Below are 16799 nucleotides of genomic sequence, written 5' to 3' on the forward strand. Positions count from 1 at the left end.
GGCGTCCCGATCTACTTCTGCGACCCCCAGTCGCCCTGGCAGCGCGGCACCAACGAGAACACCAACGGCCTGCTGCGCCAGTACTGGCCCAAGGGCGCCGACCTGCGCGAGCTGACCCAGACCGCCTGCGACGACGTCGCCCTCAGGCTGAACACCCGCCCCCGGATGACCCTGAACTGGCAGACTCCCGCCCAAGTTCTCAACGAGAGACTCGTTGCAACAGCCAGTTGAATCCGCGCACTTCCCAAGTCGCTCGACATCGCCTATTATCGAAGACATGTTCGAGCGTGTAACGGCCGATGACCTGGCCTCCTGGGTCCCGGCGCTGGCGCGCGTCGGCGGGGACGCCGACGACGCCGGGCGGATCGACCTGCTGCGCACCCTCGAGGAGATCAAGTGTGCCGCCGAGGCCGCGCAGGCGCGGATCACCGTGGACTTCGAGGCCTCCCAGCGCCAGTCCCAGGCCGACGCAGGGCTCCCCGCGCGTCGACAGGGCGAGGGGATCGCCGAGCAGGTCGGGCTCGCCCGGCGACAGAGCCCCCACCGGGGCTCGCGACTCCTCGGCCTCGCGAAGGTCCTCAGCACCGAGATGCCCCACACCTTCGCCCTGATGACCGCCGGTCTGCTCAGCGAGTGGCGCGCTTCCCTGCTGGCACGCGAGACGGCCCTGCTCACCCTCGAGCAACGGCGGTCCGTCGACGCAGCCCTGTGCCGCGACCCGCAGACCTTGGAGGGGCTGAGCGACGCCGCCATCGTCGCCGAGGCGAAGCGGCTCGCCCACCGCCTCGACCCCACGGCCGCCGTACGTCGTGCACGTCGAGCGGAGGCCGAGCGCCACGTCTCGATCCGGCCCGCGCCCGACACGATGAGCTACGTGACCGCCCTGCTGCCGGTCGGCCAGGGGGTCGCCGTGTTCGCCGCCCTCAAGCGCGCGGCCGACCAGCTCCGCGCCACCGGCGACGACCGATCACGCGGCCAGATCATGGCCGACACCCTCGTCACGCAGGTCACCGGACAGGCCGCTGCTCCCGCGGTTCCGGTCGAGGTCCGCCTCGTGATGACCGACCGCACCCTCATCCACGGCGACCGTGAGCCCGCCGTCCTCGAGGGGTACGGCGTGGTGCCCGCCGGCTGGGCCCGCGACCTCGCCGACACCGCCTTCGCCCAGGGAGCCCTGAGCCTGCGCAGGCTCTACACCGCACCCCACACCGGGGAGCTGATCGCGATGGACTCCCGCGCCAGGGTCGCCCCCAAGGGCCTCGGCAGCTTCATCGACACCCGCGACCAGGTCTGCCGCACGCCCTGGTGCGGGGCCCCGATCCGGCACCACGACCACCCTGTCCCCCACGACGCCGGCGGCAGGACCACGGCGACCAACCAGCAGGGCCTCTGCGAGCGCTGCAACCATGCGAAGCAGGCGCCGGGCTGGCGGGCCCGACCGAGCCCCGGGGCCCGCCACACCATCGTCACCACGACTCCCACCGGACACCGCTACACCTCGACCGCGCCGCCGCCACCGGGCGCCGGCACGACACCAGGCGCGCGCAGCCGGCTGGAGACGTACGCGCTGGACCTCGTCCTCGCGGCCTGACCTCGATCGCGATGGCGCCCCGACGGCGTGATGATGCCCCGACGCGCTCAGTGGCTACGCAGGTAGCGCAGCACCACCGCGGCCTGGGCGCGGGCGCCCGCCGCATTCGGGTGCGCCGGGACCCCGACGGCCGGGTCGTTGGCGGACGGCCCGTAGATCTCGCCGTACCGCACCGTGGGCAGCTGGCAGAAGTCGTGGCCCAGCGTGGGGTCGAAGGTGTTCACGAACTCCGCGCCACCCTCCGCGGCCGCCCGTTCCACCATCGCGTTGAGCTCGAGGAACTTGTCGTGGATGTAGGCCATGTCCTCGTCGGTCGCGGGCACGGTCGGGTAGCAGCCGTGGTCGGGGACCAGCGAGAGGTAGTCGATCGCCAGGATGCGCGCGTCGGGTGAGATCTCGTGGATCGCGCGGAATGCCGCGACCAGCTTCGGCTCGGAGGCCGCGATCCGCTCGGAGAGCCGGTCGTGGCCGCCGGCGGTGTACTTCGCCTTGCAGCCGCCCAGCGGCAGGTCCGACCCGACGAGCGGCACCGGATTGTCGGGCAGGCTCGGGGTGCTGCCGGGCGGCACCGGGCTCGCCACCGGCAGCGCGTTGAGGCAGTCCATGCCCGCCGAGGCGATGCCGGCGTCGTTGCCGCCGATGCCGACGGTCACCAGCCTGGTGCGCGCGGTGAGCCGGTCGAACTGCGGCGGGTTCTGCCCGCCGGCCGGCAGGTCCTGGGGCTGGGTGAAGTCGTCGGTCGTCGCCGAGCCGCAGGTGGCGTCCCGGAAGCGGGGCGCGCCCAGCGTCGCCGCGACGAGCTTGGGGTAGTTGCGGTGCGACTGGGCGCAGTCGATCGGTGCGTACGTCGTGTCGGGCGCGCCGTCGGCGTTGGCGAACACCACGTCGGCCGACCACGAGTCGCCGAGGGCGACGTACTCCTTGATGCGCGGCAGGCTGCGGGCCGGCGTGCCGGTCCGGTCCGCGTGGGCCTGCGGCGTCGCCGTCGCGCCGGCGCTCGCGGTCGCGGTCGGGGCTCCGGTCGAGGTGGCGACCAGGGCACCGCCGAGCAGGGCCAGGGTCGGGGCGAGGACGCGCAGCCGCTTCATGCCAGTCCTCAACTGGCGGGCCGCTCCGAGGTCACGCGTCGGCGATGGTCTGGGCGGCGCGGGCGAGGTCGTCGACGCCGCGGGCCAGCTCCTCGGGCCGGTCGGTGGTGAGGTCGAGGTGGAACCCGAACAGCGCCGAGTCGACCAGCGTCACGATCCGGGCCACCCGGCGCGCCGGCGCCCCGCTGCGCACGAAGTAGTCGCGCAGCGCGCTCCCCCACCGCTCGTTGCTGGCCCGCGCGTCGCTGAGGTAGGGCTCGTGCCCGATCAACCCGGTCGCGGCGGCCTGCAGGTAGATGTCGAGGCAGCTGCGGAGCGGCTGGGTCAGGTAGGCCGCCCAGAGCCGGTTGACCGCCGGCCGCACGCTCGGGGCCGCCGGCATCTCCTCGATCACCGCGATCGCGCGCTCGGTCGCCCGCGCGACCACGTCGGAGACGAGCGCGTCCCGGTTGTCGAAGTGGTAGATCAGCATCCGGTCGCTGGTGCCGATCGCGGCAGCCACCGGCCGCAGGGTCAGGCCGATCAGGCCGTGCTCCAGCACGTGATCGGTGACCTGGTCCAGCAGGTCGTCTCGTCGGCTCACGGAATAATCGTAGCGAGTGCTACATTAGATCAGATGTAGCGAGTGCTACATGTGGTCTCGACAAGCTCGACCACCGACAGGGTGGGCAAGCTCGACCACCGACAGGGTGGGGATCGACCACAGGAACCCCGGAGGAGGTGTCGTGATGTACGGCGCAGTGGTGCTGCTGATGGCAGCGATCGGGATCGAGGTGGTCTCCACGGCCCTGCTCCCCCGGGCGGCAGGCTTCACGAATCCGATGTGGAGCGCCGTGGTGCTCGGCGGCTACGGCGTCTCCATCTGGCTGCTCGCGATGGTGGTGCGGACGATGCCGGTCTCGGTCGCGTACGCCGTGTGGTCCGGCGTCGGCACAGCCCTGGTGGCGGTGATCGGCTACACCTTCCTCGGCGAGTCGCTCGGCTGGTTCAAGGCGCTCTCGCTGGCGATGATCGTGGTCGGCGTGGTGGGGCTGAATCTCGCGCATGCGTGAGGTCGCCCCGCTTCGCAACGGCGCGCGGGGCTAGACGCAGGCGGCGGCGGCCCGGCCCGCCGTACGGCCCGAGAACAGGCAGCCACCGAGGAAGGTGCCCTCGAGCGCGTTGTAGCCGTGCATCCCGCCGCCACCGAAGCCGTTGACCTCACCGGCGGCGTACAGGCCGGGCAGCGGCTCGCCGGAGGCGGTCAGGCAGCGGCCGGACAGGTCGGTCTCGAGGCCGCCGAGGGTCTTGCGGGTGAGGATGTTGAGGCGTACGGCGATCAGCGGGCCGGCCTCGGGGTCGAGCAGCTTGTGCGGGCTGGCCACCCGGATCAGCCGGTCCCCGCGGTAGCGGCGGGCCCCGCGGATCGCGGTGACCTGGGCGTCCTTGGCGAAGTCGTTGTCCATCTCCCGGTCCCGCTGCTCGATCAGCCGCCGCAGCGAGCCCTCGTCGATCAGGCCGGGCTCGCCGACCCGGTTCATCCCGGCGACCAGCTCGCTGAGGGTGGACGCGACCACGAAGTCCTCGCCGTGCTGCTTGAACGCCTCGACCGGGCCGGGCGCGCCCGCCTTGACCCGGGAGAGCAGCAGCCTGACGTCCTTGCCGGTCAGGTCGGGGTTCTGCTCCGAGCCCGAGAGCGCGAACTCCTTCTCGATGATCTTCTGGGTCAGCACGAACCACGAGTAGTCGTGGCCGGTGGTGCGCAGGTGGCGCAGCGTGCCGAGGGTGTCGAAGCCCGGGAAGTACGGCGCGGGCAGCCGCTTGCCGGTCGCGTCCAGCCACAGCGACGACGGGCCGGGCAGGATCCGGATGCCGTGGTTCTCCCAGATCGGGTCCCAGTTGCGCAGCCCCTCGACGTAGTGCCACATCCGGTCGGGGTTGATGACCCGCGCCCCGGCCGCCTCGGTGATGCCGAGCATCCGCCCGTCCACGTGGGCGGGGACGCCGCTGACCATGGTCGCCGGCGGGGTGCCGAGCCGGTCCGGCCAGGACCTGCGGACCAGATCGTGGTTGCCGCCGATGCCGCCCGAGGTGACGATCACCGCCTGCCCGCGGAGCTCGAACTCGCCGGTCTCGACCCGGCTGCTCGGACGGCCGCGCTCGACCCCGCTCGGCTCGAGGGTCGCGCCGCGTACGCCGACCACCGCACCGCCCTCGAGCACCAGCCCGTCGACCCGGTGCCGGAACGCGAACCGGATCCGGCCGCCGGCCACGTGCTCCCGCACCCGGCGCTCGAACGGCGCGACCACGCCCGGGCCGGTGCCCCAGGTGAGGTGGAAGCGCGGCACCGAGTTGCCGTGCCCCTCGGCCCGCCCGTCGCCGCGCTCGGCCCAGCCGACCACCGGGAACAGCCGCAGGCCCATCCCGCGCAGCCACGAGCGCTTCTCGCCGGCCGCGAAGTCGACGTACGCCTCGGCCCACTGCCGGGGCCAGTGGTCCTCCGCGCGGTCGAACTGCGCGCTGCCCAGCCAGTCCTGCAGCGCGAGCTCGTGGGAGTCCTTGATCCCCATCCGGCGCTGCTCGGGGCTGTCGACGAGGAACAGCCCGCCCAGGCTCCAGAAGGCCTGGCCGCCGAGCGACTGCTCGCCCTCCTGGTCCACGAGGACCACCCGGCGGCCGGCGTCGGCGACCTCGGCGGCGGCGGTCAGGCCGGCCAGGCCGGCGCCGACGACGATGACATCGGTGTCCTCAGGGCTGCGCATGTCCGCAATCCTCCGGAGGCCCACCGCCGGGGGTCAATGGATCGGCGCACCCGACGAGCATGCGCGTTGTCAGTCGGTGACAATGAACGGCGTGAGCGAGCGGCAGCGGGTGGAGCGGACGATCCGCGACGACCTGGACCGGGTGGTGCCCGACGTGGTGGCGACGATCCGCGACCAGATCCCGGCGTACCGCACCCTGTCGGCCGCCCAGGTCGAGGAGGTCTCCGCGATCGCCGCCTGGGCCACCTCCCGGATCCTGCAGCTGTGGGTCGAGGGCGGCGAGCTGGAGCCGGCCGACGTGCAGCGATTCCGCGGCATCGGCGCGGCCCGGGCCCTGGACGGGCGTCCGCTCCCGGTCATCCTGCGCGCCTACCGGGTCGCCGGCACCCGGATCACCGACCTGGTCGCCGAGCTCGGCGGCGACCGGCTCTCGGTCGAGGACGCGCTCGCGCTGGCGCGGCTGTGGATGGCCAGCATCGACACCCTGTCCGAGGCGTTGTACGCCGGCCACTCGGCGGCCAGCGAACGGCTCAGCGGCGACCGCGAGCGCGCCCTCGCCGACCTGCTCGACGACCTGCTCACCGGACGGCAGGCGACCCGGACCGCGCTGCAGGACCGCTGCCGCGAGCTGGGCGTCACGCTGCCCGCCGCACCCGGCGTGCTCGTCACCACCGGGCCGGCGTCCGACGGTGCGGTGCTCGCGGGCGCGGTGCTCGCCCGCGAGCGGGACGGTACGACGGTCGCGGTCCTCGCCGAGGCGGGTCGTGCGGCTGACCGTGCGCCGGAGCGCACCCTCCCCCGCACGACGCGGGGTTGCCTGGTGGTGGCCGCGGACGCCGGCGACGTGCCGCGCGCGCACCGGCTGGCCGAGCTCGCGGCGACGACCGCACCCGGCCGCGCGTTCGCGCAGCGGCACCGGGCGGGCGACCTCCTCGACGAGACCGACGCGCAGGTGCTGGCCCTGCTGGCGGCGCACCGGGACGCCGACCCTGCCCGCCTCGCCGCGCTCGCGCTCGGCGGCCTGGCGACCCAGCCGCACCTGCTGGAGGGGCTCGACGCGTTCCTCGCGACCGGCTCGGCGACCGCGGCCGGCGAGCTGCTCGGCGTACACCCCCAGACGATGCGGCACCGGATCCGCCGGCTGGTCCTGCTCACCGGACGCGACCCGCGCCGCCCGTGGGACCGGTTCGTGCTCGAGGTCGCCCGGTCGGTCCAGCCGCCCGCCTGACCGTTCCGGGGTCTCCGCCGGCCGAGCCGGTGCGCTGAGTCAGCGCTCCAGCTGGTCGCCGGTGATCAGGTAGCCGTCCCCGGACTGCTCGAGGAAGAGGCGCCGGACCTCGCTGGCGGTGCTGCCGTCCTGGCGGGTGTAGGTGAGGAACGCGTCGACCGCGTTCGGGCCGGCCTGGCTGGTGCCCGTGACCTCGACGGAGTCGATGGAGTTCCAGAACCCGCGGTACTTCCCGTAGCTCCCGATCTCCTTCTGGAAGCCGCTGGAGAGCATCGCCCAGCCGCTCCTGGTGTCGTCGGGGAGTACGCCGTAGTAGCCGGTGACGAACTTCTGCGTGCTGCCGGACGTCTGGCCGGCGTTGCTCGTGGTCTCCGAGGGCGACGGGCTCTGGGTGGTCGGCGTCTGCGAGGGCGTCCTGCTCGCGCTCGGCGAGCCGCTGGGCGACCGCGAGCTGCGCTCGGCCGACGGTCCGGCGCTCGTCGAGGGATCGTCGGTGGTGGAGGCCCACCACAGGAGCCCGATGGCGGCGACGAGGACCAGCACGCCCAGCGCGGCGAGCAGCGCCCGGCGCCGGCCGCGGCGACCGGTGGGTTCGGCGACGGGGCGCTCGGCGGTGGTGGTCGCCCCGGCCGGCTCCTCCGGGGCCACGGCCGTGACCGGCAGCGCCGTGGTCGCCGGACCGGAGGCCACGGGGAGCTCCTCGCGGGTCCCGGCCTCGGCGTTGCGGTCGTGGATCCGGTGCAGCGCGTGCGAGGCGTCGGCCATCGCCCAGCGCGACCGCGGGTCGGGATCCAGCATCCGGCCGATCGGCTCGGCCAGCACGCCGGCACGCTCCGGCGCCGTCGGCGGCTCCGCGGCGATCCGGCTCAGCAGCGCCAGCGCGTTGGGCTGCTCGGGGTACGGCCCGTGGCCCTCGACCGCGGCGTACAGCGTCGCGCCCAGCGCCCACACGTCTGAGGCCGGCGAGGCCTCCTCGCCGCGGGCCTGCTCCGGGGAGAAGTACGCCGGGGTCCCGGTCACCATCCCGGACTGGGTCAGCGTGGCGTCGCCGTGGGTGCGCGCGATGCCGAAGTCGGAGATCTTGGCGAGGTCCTCGTCGGTCACCAGGATGTTCCCGGGCTTGACGTCGCGGTGCACGGTCCCCCGCGCGTGCGCCGCCGCCAGCCCGTCGGCGACCTGGGCGCCGATCCACGCGGCGCGCTCGGGCGGGAGCGGCCCGTCGGCGGCCACGATCTGCGAGAGCGTGCGGCCGGGGACGTACTCCATCACCAGCCAGATGTGGTCCCCCTCCTCGATCGCGTCGTAGACCGCGACCACGTTGCGGTGGTTGAGCGCGGCCGAGGACCGGGCCTCCCGCATGGCGCGGGCCAGGTCCGTCGTGGACTCGCCGGGCAGCCGGCCGACCTGCTTGACCGCGACCGCGCGGCCGAGGAGCTCGTCGCGGCAGAGCCAGACACTGCCCATCCCGCCGCGGCCCACCTCGCGCTCCACGTGGTAGCGGCCGGCGATGGTCTCGGGTGGCATGCGGCTCCTCTCGATGTCGACGTCAGCTCACTGGTCGTTACCCAGCGGCGCGCACTTCCACGCCTCCGGGTGTCCCGCCCCCAGCATGGCGTGGCCGGCCCAACTCGACGAAAAGCACCACACGGCCCGACGCGACCGGGCAGACTGGCCGCCCACGCTTGGAAGGTGGAGGGAAATTGCTGAACGGCGCCGTTCAGCCGTCTTCCGCCGCATCGACGTCCGTGCTTCTCGTGGACGCCGGTCTCGGGAAGATCAGCGCGCTGACCGCACCGCACGACGAGCCGCACGGCCCGTTGGCGCTGCTTCGCGCGCCCAGCCTGCGCTCGGCACTCGACGTACTGACCGCGCGCAGCTTCGACTGCGTCGTCGTCGACCTCGACCTCCCCGGCGCCGCCAGCGCCGACGCCTGGCAGGAGCTGCGCCGCGCCGCCGCGGGTGCCGCCCTGCTCGCGCTCGCGGACCACCACGGGCACGAGGACCACCCGGGGGCGCAGCTCGCCGACGACGTCGTGGTCCGGTCCGAGCTCGCCACCCCGGACGCGCACCGCACCGTGCTGCGCACGGTCCGGCAGGTCCGGCTCGCCGGGGAGCTGCAGCGGGCCGAGGAGTCGGCGCGGCTGCTCTCCGCGATCGTCGACGCCACCCCCGACGCGGTCTTCTCCAAGTCGGTGGACGGCGTGATCACGTCGTGGAACCGCGGCGCCCAGCAGCTCTACGGCTACACCCCCGAGGAGATCGTCGGGGAGCACGTCAGCATCCTGCACCCGCCCGGCGTGGAGGAGTACGCGCCGATCATGTCCGTGCTGCTGCGCGGCGAGTCGGTGCGCGCGCTGGAGACCGTGCGCCTCACCAAGGACGGCCGGATGGTCGACGTGTCGCTGACCGTCTGCCCGGTCTACGGAGGCACCGGCGAGCTGTCCGGCGCCTCGGTCGTGGCCCGCAACATCAGCGACCGGCGCGAGCTCGAGACCGAGCTGGTGCGGGCGTTCATGCACGACGGCCTGACCGGCCTGCCGAACCGGGCCTTCCTCGTCGACCGGCTCTCCCGGCTGCTGGCCCAGTCCGCCACCACCGGCTCCCCGGTCGCGGTGTTCTTCCTCGACCTCGACGACTTCAAGCGCATCAACGAGGCCCAGGGCCACTTCGCCGGCGACCGGGTGCTCGGCGAGGTCGCGACCCGGCTCGGCGGCGTGGTCCGCCCGGTCGACACGGTGGCCCGCCTCGGCGGCGACGAGTTCGTGCTGGTCTGCCCCGACACCGACATGGAGGCCGCGGCCCGGTTCGCGCAGCGCATCATCGAGGAGCTGAGCCGCCCGGTGCGGCTCGAGGGCCGCGCCGTGCACATCAGCGCCAGCGTCGGCATCGCGGTCTCCCCACCGCTCGAGGCCGACGCCGAGGGCCTGCTCCGGCACGCCGACGCGGCAATGTACGAGGCGAAGGCCCGCGGGCGCTCGCGCAGCCAGATCTTCGACGTCTCCTTCGCGGAGCGCTCCCGCGACCAGCTCCGCCTCGCCGGCGACCTGCGCGAGGCCCTGGCGCACGACCTCCTCGACGTGCACTACCAACCCGTCATCGGGCTCGCCGGCAGCGGCCTGGTCGGCTTCGAGGCGCTCGCGCGCTGGGAGCACCCGACGCGCGGCCAGGTGCCGCCGGGCGTGTTCGTGCCGCTGGCCGAGCACAGCGGCTTCATCTCCGAGCTGGACCAGTGGGTGCTGCGGCGCGCCTGCCGCGACACCCGGACCGGGCGGGCCGCGGGCCTGCTGCCCCGCGACGCGCGGGTCTCGGTGAACCTCTCCGCCCGCTCGCTCGGCGACCCGGACCTGGTCCGGATCGTGCACGACATCCTGCTCGCCGAGGAGCTGCCGCCGCAGGCGCTGATCCTCGAGATCACCGAGACCGCACTGATGCAGGACATCGAGCAGGCGCGGCTCTCCCTCGAGGGCCTGCGCACGCTCGGCGCCGGTGTCGCCCTCGACGACTTCGGCACCGGCTACTCCTCGCTCAGCTTCCTGCGGGAGCTGCCGGTCACCCAGGTGAAGATCGACCGGTCGTTCATCGCCCACATCGCGGGCAACGGCGAGGACCTGCTGATCACCCAGTCGATCGTCGACCTCGCCCGCGGGCTGGGCCTGGAGACGGTGGCCGAGGGGGTCGAGACGCAGGAACAGCTGGCGCTGCTGAACCGGCTCGGCTGCACCAGCGCCCAGGGACACCTGTGGAGCCCGGCCGTCCCGCTGGACCGCCTGGCCGCACCGGACCGGCGTACGCCCGCCGGGGTCGAGGTGGCGCCGCTGGCCCTGCGCGGCCGGCACGCGGACCGGGGCGGGCGCCGCTGGGTCCGCGGCCGCCGCCGTCACCTCGCCGACACCGCACCGCACCGGGCGTCCGAGGCCACCGTCCACGACCCGGTCGCCGCCTCGGTGCGCGCCGGCCTGGACGCCGGGGAGGCGTGGCTGGTCATCGCGGTCGCCGAGCACCGCGCCGCACTACGCACCGGGCTCGGGCCGAGCCACGCCCCGGCGGTCGCCCGCGGCGACTACGTCGAGCTGGACGCCGCCGAGGTCCTCGACGCGATCAGCCCCGACGGCGTCCCGGACACCGAGCGCTTCGAGCGGCTCGTGGGCGACGTCGTACGCCGGCTGCACGCGCGCGGGCCCGTGCGGATCTACAGCGAGCTGTCCGGGCTGCTGCTCCGGGGCCGGGAGGTCCCCGCGGCCCTCGCGATGGAGGACCTCTGGAGCGGGCTGGAGCAGACGATCGACCTGACCGTCTGGTGCGGCTACGACCCCGACGACCCCGCCGCCCGCGAGCACGCCTCGCTCTGCACCCGGCACGAGCACGTCGCCTGGCCCGGTGCCCCGCTGCGGGACTCGACGGCGTCGTGACCGGCGCTCAGTCCGCGGGCGGCTGGTACTCGCCGGTCGTGGCCACCTGGACACCACTCCCCCCGGACCGCTTGGCCCGGTAGAGCGCCCGGTCCGCCGCCGCGGTGGCGATGATCGCCCCGCGGTCGTCGACCTCCGCGACGCCGATCGACACGCCCGCGCCGGGGGCCTCGGCCGCCCAGGTCCGGGCCAGGTCGCCCATCCGCTCGACCGCGACGGGCAGCGGGATCCCGCCGAAGATCACCAGGAACTCGTCGCCGCCGTACCGCCCCACGAAGTCCACCTCGCGCACGCTCGCGCCCAGCAGCTGGCCGAAGCGGCGCAGCGCCCGGTCCCCCGCGGCGTGCCCGAGGGTGTCGTTGAGGCTCTTGAAGCCGTCGAGGTCCATCAGGCAGACCACGTCCTCGCTGGTCGACTCCGCGAGCCGGGTGTCGACCTCGCCGCGGCCGGCGAGGCCGGTGAGCGCGTCCGTGCGGGCTCGGGTCGCCTGGCGCTGGTAGCGGTCGCACCGCGCCGCGGCCGCCTCGGCGTCCTCGACCAGCGACGGCAGCTGGCGGCGCAGCCGCTCGACCGCGGCCGTGGACCGGACGACGGGCACCACGAAGCTGGGCTCGCCGACGCCCAGCGAGACGTCGGGGGCAAGGGCATCCGGGTCGTCGGCGGCCGTGACCCGCCCCCCGAGGTCGCGTACGGCGGCGCGCAACACCGCGGCCGCCTCGGCCCGGGTGTCCACCCGCAGCAGCGCCCGGGCAGCGTGCAGGACGACGGCGTCGGCACCGACGTCGTCCAGCTCTGGTTCTCGCTCCGCGGTCATGGTGCTCCCACTCTGGCACTCCCCCGTGAGACCGGCTCACCCATTCGGGGGTCGTCTACCCCATCTGGGGGACGCCACGCGGGTAGAGTCCGAGGCCTCGCCGGTGCCGCTCGGGGCGCCGGTCCAGGGGAAGGCGCGTCATGACGCCGGATGAGGCGTGGCTCGGGTCCGCCGGGGGTCCCGTCGACGGCTCCACCCTGCCCGTGGCCGTGGTCCGCCCCAACGGCGACCTGGTCCGGGTCAACGACGCGCTGTGCGGGCTGCTCGGGCTCGAGCGCCCGCAGCTCCTCGGCCGCCGGCTGCAGAGCCTGGGCACGTCCGACGCGGACGCCGAGGCGGCGGCGCGGGCCCTGGACGTCGCCCGCTGCGGCCGCGCCTCGGGCGACTTCGACCAGGAGTGGGCCGCCGCCGACGGCACCAGGCTGCGGGTCCGGCTCGCGTGGGTGGTGACCGCCCGGTTCGACGGGATGGTCTCCGAGATCACCGCCTTCTGCCTCGAGCACGACGCCGCGACCCACGGCCCCGACGAGGCCCGGTTCCGCGGCCGCTTCGAACGGTCCGCGATGCCGCAGACCTTCGTCGACGTGCGCGGCGTGCTCACCGAGGTCAACGAGGCGTTCTGCCGCCTGGTCGACCGGCCGCCGCACGAGCTGGTCGGCCTGCCGGTGCGCGAGCTCAACCACCGCTCCGACAGCGGTGAGGCCGACGGCCACCTGGCCCGACTGCTGCGCGGCGAGGTCGGCACCGTCCAGACCGAGCGGATCCTGGGCCGGGCGGACGGCCGGCCGGTGCCCGCGCTCGTGGACGCCGCGCTGCTCCGCGACGCCTGCGGCCGGCCCACCGGGGCGGCCGCCTTCGTGCAGGACCTGACGAACCTCCGCGGCGTCGAGCGGCGCCGCCAGCAGCAGGAGGACTTCTTCCTCGCCCTGGCGCAGCGCGCGAGCGACCTCGCCGTCGTCACCGACGCGGCGGGCCGGGTCCTCTACGCCTCCCCCGCGCTGACCAGCATGCTCGGCTTCGCGACCGAGGACGTCGTCTACACCCGCGGCACCGAGTTCGTGCACGAGGACGACGTACGCCGGACCGTCGAGGTGTTCGCCCGCGTGGTCGCCGACGGCGGCGCCGAGACGACCACGCTGCGGGTCCGGGACGCCGCCGGTGCCTGGCACTGGATGGAGGAGACGGCGAGCAACCTGCTCGACACCGCCGTCGGCGGCGTCGTGTGCAACCTGCGCGACGTCACCGACCGGGTCCGCGCGGAGGCGGCGCTGCGGGCCTCGGAGTCCCGCTACCGCGCCATCGCCGACAACGCCGACGAGGGCCTGTGGGTGACCGCCCCCGACGGCCTCAGCATCTACGTCAACAGCCGGCTGGTGGAGATCCTCGGCCTGGCCGAGGAGCAGATCCTGGGCCGGCCGCTCCTCGACGTCCTGGACCCCGACGAGCACCGGGTCACCCGGGGCCGCTCGGACCCGACGACGCGGGCCGCGGGCCGGTACGAGGTCACCTACCAGCACCCCGACGGCGGGCCCCGGATCCTGTCCGTCTCGGAGGCGACGCTCGACGACGCGGGCGGCGCGCTGGAGGGGTCGCTCGCGATGGTCTCCGACGTCACCGACGCGCGCCGCCTCGAGGACGAGCTGCGGCGCGCGGCGCTCCACGACACCCTCACCGGCCTGCCCAACCGGGCGCTGCTCCTCGACCGGCTCCAGCACGCCCTCGCCCGCGAGACCCGGGGCACCGCGGTGCTCTTCGTCGACCTCGACCGGTTCAAGATCGTCAACGACGCCCGCGGGCACGCCGCCGGCGACGACCTGCTCGTGGAGGTGGCGGCCCGGCTCCGGGCCAGCGCCCGGCCGGCCGACACCGTCGCCCGGTTCGGCGGCGACGAGTTCCTCGTGGTGTGCGAGGACGTCGACGAGCGCGCCGCCCGGGCGGTGGCCGCGGGCCTGCTGTCCTCCCTCGACCAGCCCTTCCGCGTGGCCGGCGGCGAGGCCGCGCTGACCGCCTCGATCGGCGTCGCGCTCTCCCCCGCGGTGTCGGCCGCCGCGCTGCTGCGGCAGGCGGACACCGCGATGTACGCCGCCAAGGTCGCCGGCCGCAGCCAGGTCCGGGTCTTCGACGCCGAGCTCGCCGCGCAGGCCGAGGAGCGGTTCCAGCTCGGCAGCGACCTGCGCCGGGCCCTGATCGGCGACGAGCTCCGGCTGCACTACCAGCCGGTGATCGACCTCCGGACCGGCCAGGTGCTGGGCGCGGAGGCCCTCGCCCGCTGGACGCACCCGACGCACGGGGCGGTGCCGCCGGACCGGTTCGTGGCCGTCGCCGAGGACGTGGGCCTCGCCCCGCGGCTGGACCGGTGGGCGCTGCGCCGGGCCGCCCGCGACGTCGGCGAGCTGCGCCGGGCCGGGGCGCTGGCGACCGAGGCGTACGTCGCGGTCAACGTGTCGGCGCGGACGCTGAGCGACCCCGGCCTCGAGGACTGGGTGCTGCGCAACGTCGAGGCGGCCGGCCTGACCCCGGCCGACGTGCTGCTCGAGGTCACCGAGAGCGCGATCATGGCCGACGCCTCCAGCGCGGTCGCGCTGCTGACCCGGCTGCGCGGGCACGGCTTCGGGGTCGCGGTCGACGACTTCGGCACCGGGCACAGCTCGCTGGCCTACCTGCGCGACCTGCCGCTGTCGGTGCTCAAGATCGACCGCAGCTTCGTCGCCGAGCTGACCAGCGACGCCAGCGCCCTGGCCATCGCCGCCTCGATCATCGAGCTCGCCCGGGCGGTCGGCCTCACGGTCGTCGCCGAGGGCGTCGAGACCCGGCAGGACGCCGAGCTGCTGCGCGGCCTGGGCTGCGACGCCGCGCAGGGTTGGCTGTGGAGCGCGGCGGTGCCGCCCGACGACGCCCGTCGCACCGGCGCGCTCGGCCGCCGCTACGACGTCAATGGCGACGCCACCGGCCACGTCCGGGGCGACGTCAGCGGCTGAGGTCGGTGACGTCCTCGGGACGGGCCACCGTGATGCGGCCACCCCCGAGCTGCTTGGCGCGGTACATCGCACCGTCGGCACGGCGTACGAGGTCGTCGAAGTCGTGCGGCGGGGAGACGGCGACCCCGATGCTCACGCTGATCTGGTGCTCGTCGCCTTCCCGGCGGAACGGCTTGCGGAGCTCGCCGAGGATCTTGGCGGCCACCAGCACCGCCGCCTGCTCGTCGGTGTCCTCGCAGATGATCGCGAACTCGTCGCCCCCGAGCCGGCCCACGGTGTCCGTGGCCCGGACCGCGGCGGCGAGCCGCTCGGCGACGTCCTGGAGCAGCCCGTCCCCGACGTCGTGGCCGTGGCCGTCGTTGACCGGCTTGAACCGGTCCAGGTCGAGGTAGAGCACGGCGGTGCCGCGCCCCTCGGACCGCTGCTGGCGGGCCGCCGCGGTCTCCAGCCGGTCCAGGAACAGGTAGCGGTTGGGCAGCCCGGTGAGCGAGTCGTGCAGGGCCTGTCGCCGCAGCGTCAGCTCCACCCGGCGGGCCTCGGTGACGTCCGAGACCATCACCAGCGAGCCGAGCGGCTCGGGCGCCGGGCTGTTGAGCGGGGAGACCGACCCCTCGAGGATCCGCTCCCGGCCGTCCGGGTGCCGGTAGGTCACCTCGAACCGGCCCGCGCCGCTCTCCCAGCCGGGCAGGCCGAGCTGGGCGAGCGTGTCGCCGCCGTACAGCTCGTCCAGCGACCGGCCCAGGATCTGCGCGGCCGTCTCGTTCGCGAAGGTCGTGGTGCCGTCGGGGGCCATCGCCAGGATGCCCTCCTGCGCGGTCTCCACCATCGCCCGGTGCAGCGCCTCCGAGAGCCGCAGCGCCTCCTCGGTCTGCACCTGCTCGGTGATGTCGCGCAGGTTGGCCACCAGGCCCCGGATGTCGGGGTCGTCGAGGCAGTTGGTGACCGTCTCCTCGGTCCACCGCCACCGGCCCTCGCTGTCGCGCAGCCGCAGCACGAACCGCTCGGTGCGCCGCGGCTCGGCCAGCACCCGCTCCAGCACCTCCCCGACCCGCGGCGCGTCGGCCGGGTGCACGTGGTCGACCCCGGATGTGCTCAGCACGTCGCCGGGCTGGTGGCCCAGCAGCTGCACGACCGACGGCGTGACGTAGGTGAGGGTGAGGTTCTCGTCGAGGACGATCGCGGTGTCCCAGGACCGCCGGCCGAGCGCCTCGTAGAGGCTCGCCTGCACGGCCGCCGTACGACGGGGCGCCTGCGGCGTCGGCGTCTGCTCGACGTGCGCGCGGGAGGCCTCGAGCGCCTGCGCGAGCTCGCGTTGCTCGCTGAGCTCGTCGGTGACGTCGCGGAGGATCACCGTGACGCCGGTGACCTCGCCCCCCGCGTCGTGCACCGGCCCGAGCGTGATCGAGGCCTTGAACGTGCTGCCGTCGCGCCGCACGCCGGCGTCGAGGAAGGGCGCGACACGCTCGCCCTCGAGCAGCTGGTGGAGGTACGCCGCGTGCAGGTCGCCGCCGTCGCGCGGGGCGACGACGGAGAGCTCACTGCCCGCCAGGTCCTCGGGACGCCAGCCCAGCACGTCGAGCGTCGCCGGGCTGGCCCACAGGATCCTGCCGTCGATGTCGACCGACAGGATGCAGTCGTGTGAGGTCGCCGCGATGCTGGCCAACAGCTGGCCCTGGTCGATCTGCTGCACGTCTCCCCCCAAAGCCGCTCACCGGGACGTGGTGGTCCGGTGAGCGACGATGATGCGGGCGGCTGACCGAGCGCCGCTGCTTCGTCCTCACGCTGATGCCCCCACCTGGTACCCGTCCGGAGTGTCGGGAATCCCCCCGGATCCCGCTGGAACCCTCTGGACAGACATCAGGTGTCCAGTTGATCGGCGCCGGGCCCCGCGTACTTGAGCCTGCGGCCGGACCGGCCGGATCCGGTCTGGACCACCGGGGTGTCCGACGG

At 74.5% G+C, this 16799-nt stretch carries 12 protein-coding genes; 6 read left to right on the plus strand and 6 right to left on the minus strand.

Annotated elements, in window-relative coordinates; genetic code table 11:
- Window positions 1-231 (plus strand): IS30 family transposase (locus ABD268_RS06295; protein WP_344149206.1); only part of this gene is annotated, 231 nt, incomplete at its 5' end.
- Between the two features lie 46 nt (window positions 232-277).
- A complete protein-coding gene (locus ABD268_RS06300) occupies window positions 278-1591 on the plus strand; it encodes an HNH endonuclease (protein ID WP_344149208.1) in 1314 nt (437 codons plus the stop codon).
- 47 nt (window positions 1592-1638) lie between these two features.
- Here ABD268_RS06300 and ABD268_RS06305 read toward each other — a convergent pair whose 3' ends face one another.
- Window positions 1639-2679, minus strand: a complete 1041-nt coding sequence (locus tag ABD268_RS06305) for an SGNH/GDSL hydrolase family protein (protein ID WP_344149210.1) — start codon at window positions 2677-2679, stop codon at window positions 1639-1641.
- A gap of 31 nt (window positions 2680-2710) precedes the next feature.
- Window positions 2711-3262 (minus strand): TetR/AcrR family transcriptional regulator, encoded by a 552-nt coding sequence (locus ABD268_RS06310; protein ID WP_344149212.1) that lies wholly within the window; start codon window positions 3260-3262, stop codon window positions 2711-2713.
- A gap of 145 nt (window positions 3263-3407) precedes the next feature.
- On the opposite strand from ABD268_RS06310, the gene ABD268_RS06315 reads away from it, so the two are divergent.
- On the plus strand, window positions 3408-3731 hold the full coding sequence (locus tag ABD268_RS06315) for a DMT family transporter (RefSeq protein WP_344149859.1): 324 nt from the start codon (window positions 3408-3410) through the stop codon (window positions 3729-3731).
- Between the two features lie 30 nt (window positions 3732-3761).
- On the opposite strand, the gene ABD268_RS06320 is transcribed toward ABD268_RS06315, so the two are convergent.
- Complete coding sequence (locus ABD268_RS06320) at window positions 3762-5420, minus strand: FAD-binding dehydrogenase (protein ID WP_344149214.1); 1659 nt, start codon at window positions 5418-5420, stop codon at window positions 3762-3764.
- Window positions 5421-5511: 91 nt separating this feature from the next.
- Between ABD268_RS06320 and ABD268_RS06325 the strand changes: the two genes are divergently transcribed.
- Window positions 5512-6648, plus strand: coding sequence for an RsbRD N-terminal domain-containing protein (locus ABD268_RS06325; RefSeq protein WP_344149216.1), 1137 nt, complete (start codon window positions 5512-5514; stop codon window positions 6646-6648).
- A gap of 39 nt (window positions 6649-6687) precedes the next feature.
- Here the strand turns inward: ABD268_RS06325 and ABD268_RS06330 are convergent, their stop codons facing one another.
- Entirely contained in the window at window positions 6688-8172 is a 1485-nt protein-coding gene (locus ABD268_RS06330; RefSeq protein ID WP_344149218.1) for a serine/threonine-protein kinase, read from the minus strand.
- 221 nt (window positions 8173-8393) lie between these two features.
- On the opposite strand from ABD268_RS06330, the gene ABD268_RS06335 reads away from it, so the two are divergent.
- Window positions 8394-11057, plus strand: coding sequence for an EAL domain-containing protein (locus ABD268_RS06335; protein WP_344149220.1), 2664 nt, complete (start codon window positions 8394-8396; stop codon window positions 11055-11057).
- A gap of 7 nt (window positions 11058-11064) precedes the next feature.
- Here ABD268_RS06335 and ABD268_RS06340 read toward each other — a convergent pair whose 3' ends face one another.
- On the minus strand, window positions 11065-11871 hold the full coding sequence (locus tag ABD268_RS06340) for a GGDEF domain-containing protein (protein WP_344149222.1): 807 nt from the start codon (window positions 11869-11871) through the stop codon (window positions 11065-11067).
- Between the two features lie 140 nt (window positions 11872-12011).
- Between ABD268_RS06340 and ABD268_RS06345 the strand changes: the two genes are divergently transcribed.
- Window positions 12012-14849, plus strand: coding sequence for an EAL domain-containing protein (locus tag ABD268_RS06345; RefSeq protein ID WP_344149224.1), 2838 nt, complete (start codon window positions 12012-12014; stop codon window positions 14847-14849).
- On the opposite strand, the gene ABD268_RS06350 is transcribed toward ABD268_RS06345, so the two are convergent.
- Window positions 14839-16539, minus strand: a complete 1701-nt coding sequence (locus ABD268_RS06350; protein ID WP_344149226.1) for a sensor domain-containing protein — start codon at window positions 16537-16539, stop codon at window positions 14839-14841. The two genes, ABD268_RS06345 and ABD268_RS06350, sit on opposite strands and share 11 nt — an antisense overlap.
- Between the last annotated feature and the right edge of the window lie 260 nt (window positions 16540-16799).

The sequence above is a fragment of the Nocardioides koreensis genome, from assembly GCF_039531775.1.
GTDB classification, from domain to species: Bacteria; Actinomycetota; Actinomycetes; order Propionibacteriales; family Nocardioidaceae; genus Nocardioides; species Nocardioides koreensis.

What these genes read in the sequence shown, in the direction of transcription:
- ABD268_RS06330 (WP_344149218.1), bottom strand. Translation starts at nt 8,172, where the DNA reads ATGCCACCCGAGACCATCGCCGGCCGCTACCACGTGGAGCGCGAGGTG.
- ABD268_RS06345 (WP_344149224.1), top strand. Translation starts at nt 12,012, where the DNA reads ATGACGCCGGATGAGGCGTGGCTCGGGTCCGCCGGGGGTCCCGTCGAC.
- ABD268_RS06305 (WP_344149210.1), bottom strand. Translation starts at nt 2,679, where the DNA reads ATGAAGCGGCTGCGCGTCCTCGCCCCGACCCTGGCCCTGCTCGGCGGT.
- ABD268_RS06340 (WP_344149222.1), bottom strand. Translation starts at nt 11,871, where the DNA reads ATGACCGCGGAGCGAGAACCAGAGCTGGACGACGTCGGTGCCGACGCC.
- ABD268_RS06315 (WP_344149859.1), top strand. Translation starts at nt 3,408, where the DNA reads ATGTACGGCGCAGTGGTGCTGCTGATGGCAGCGATCGGGATCGAGGTG.
- ABD268_RS06320 (WP_344149214.1), bottom strand. Translation starts at nt 5,420, where the DNA reads ATGCGCAGCCCTGAGGACACCGATGTCATCGTCGTCGGCGCCGGCCTG.
- ABD268_RS06300 (WP_344149208.1), top strand. Translation starts at nt 278, where the DNA reads ATGTTCGAGCGTGTAACGGCCGATGACCTGGCCTCCTGGGTCCCGGCG.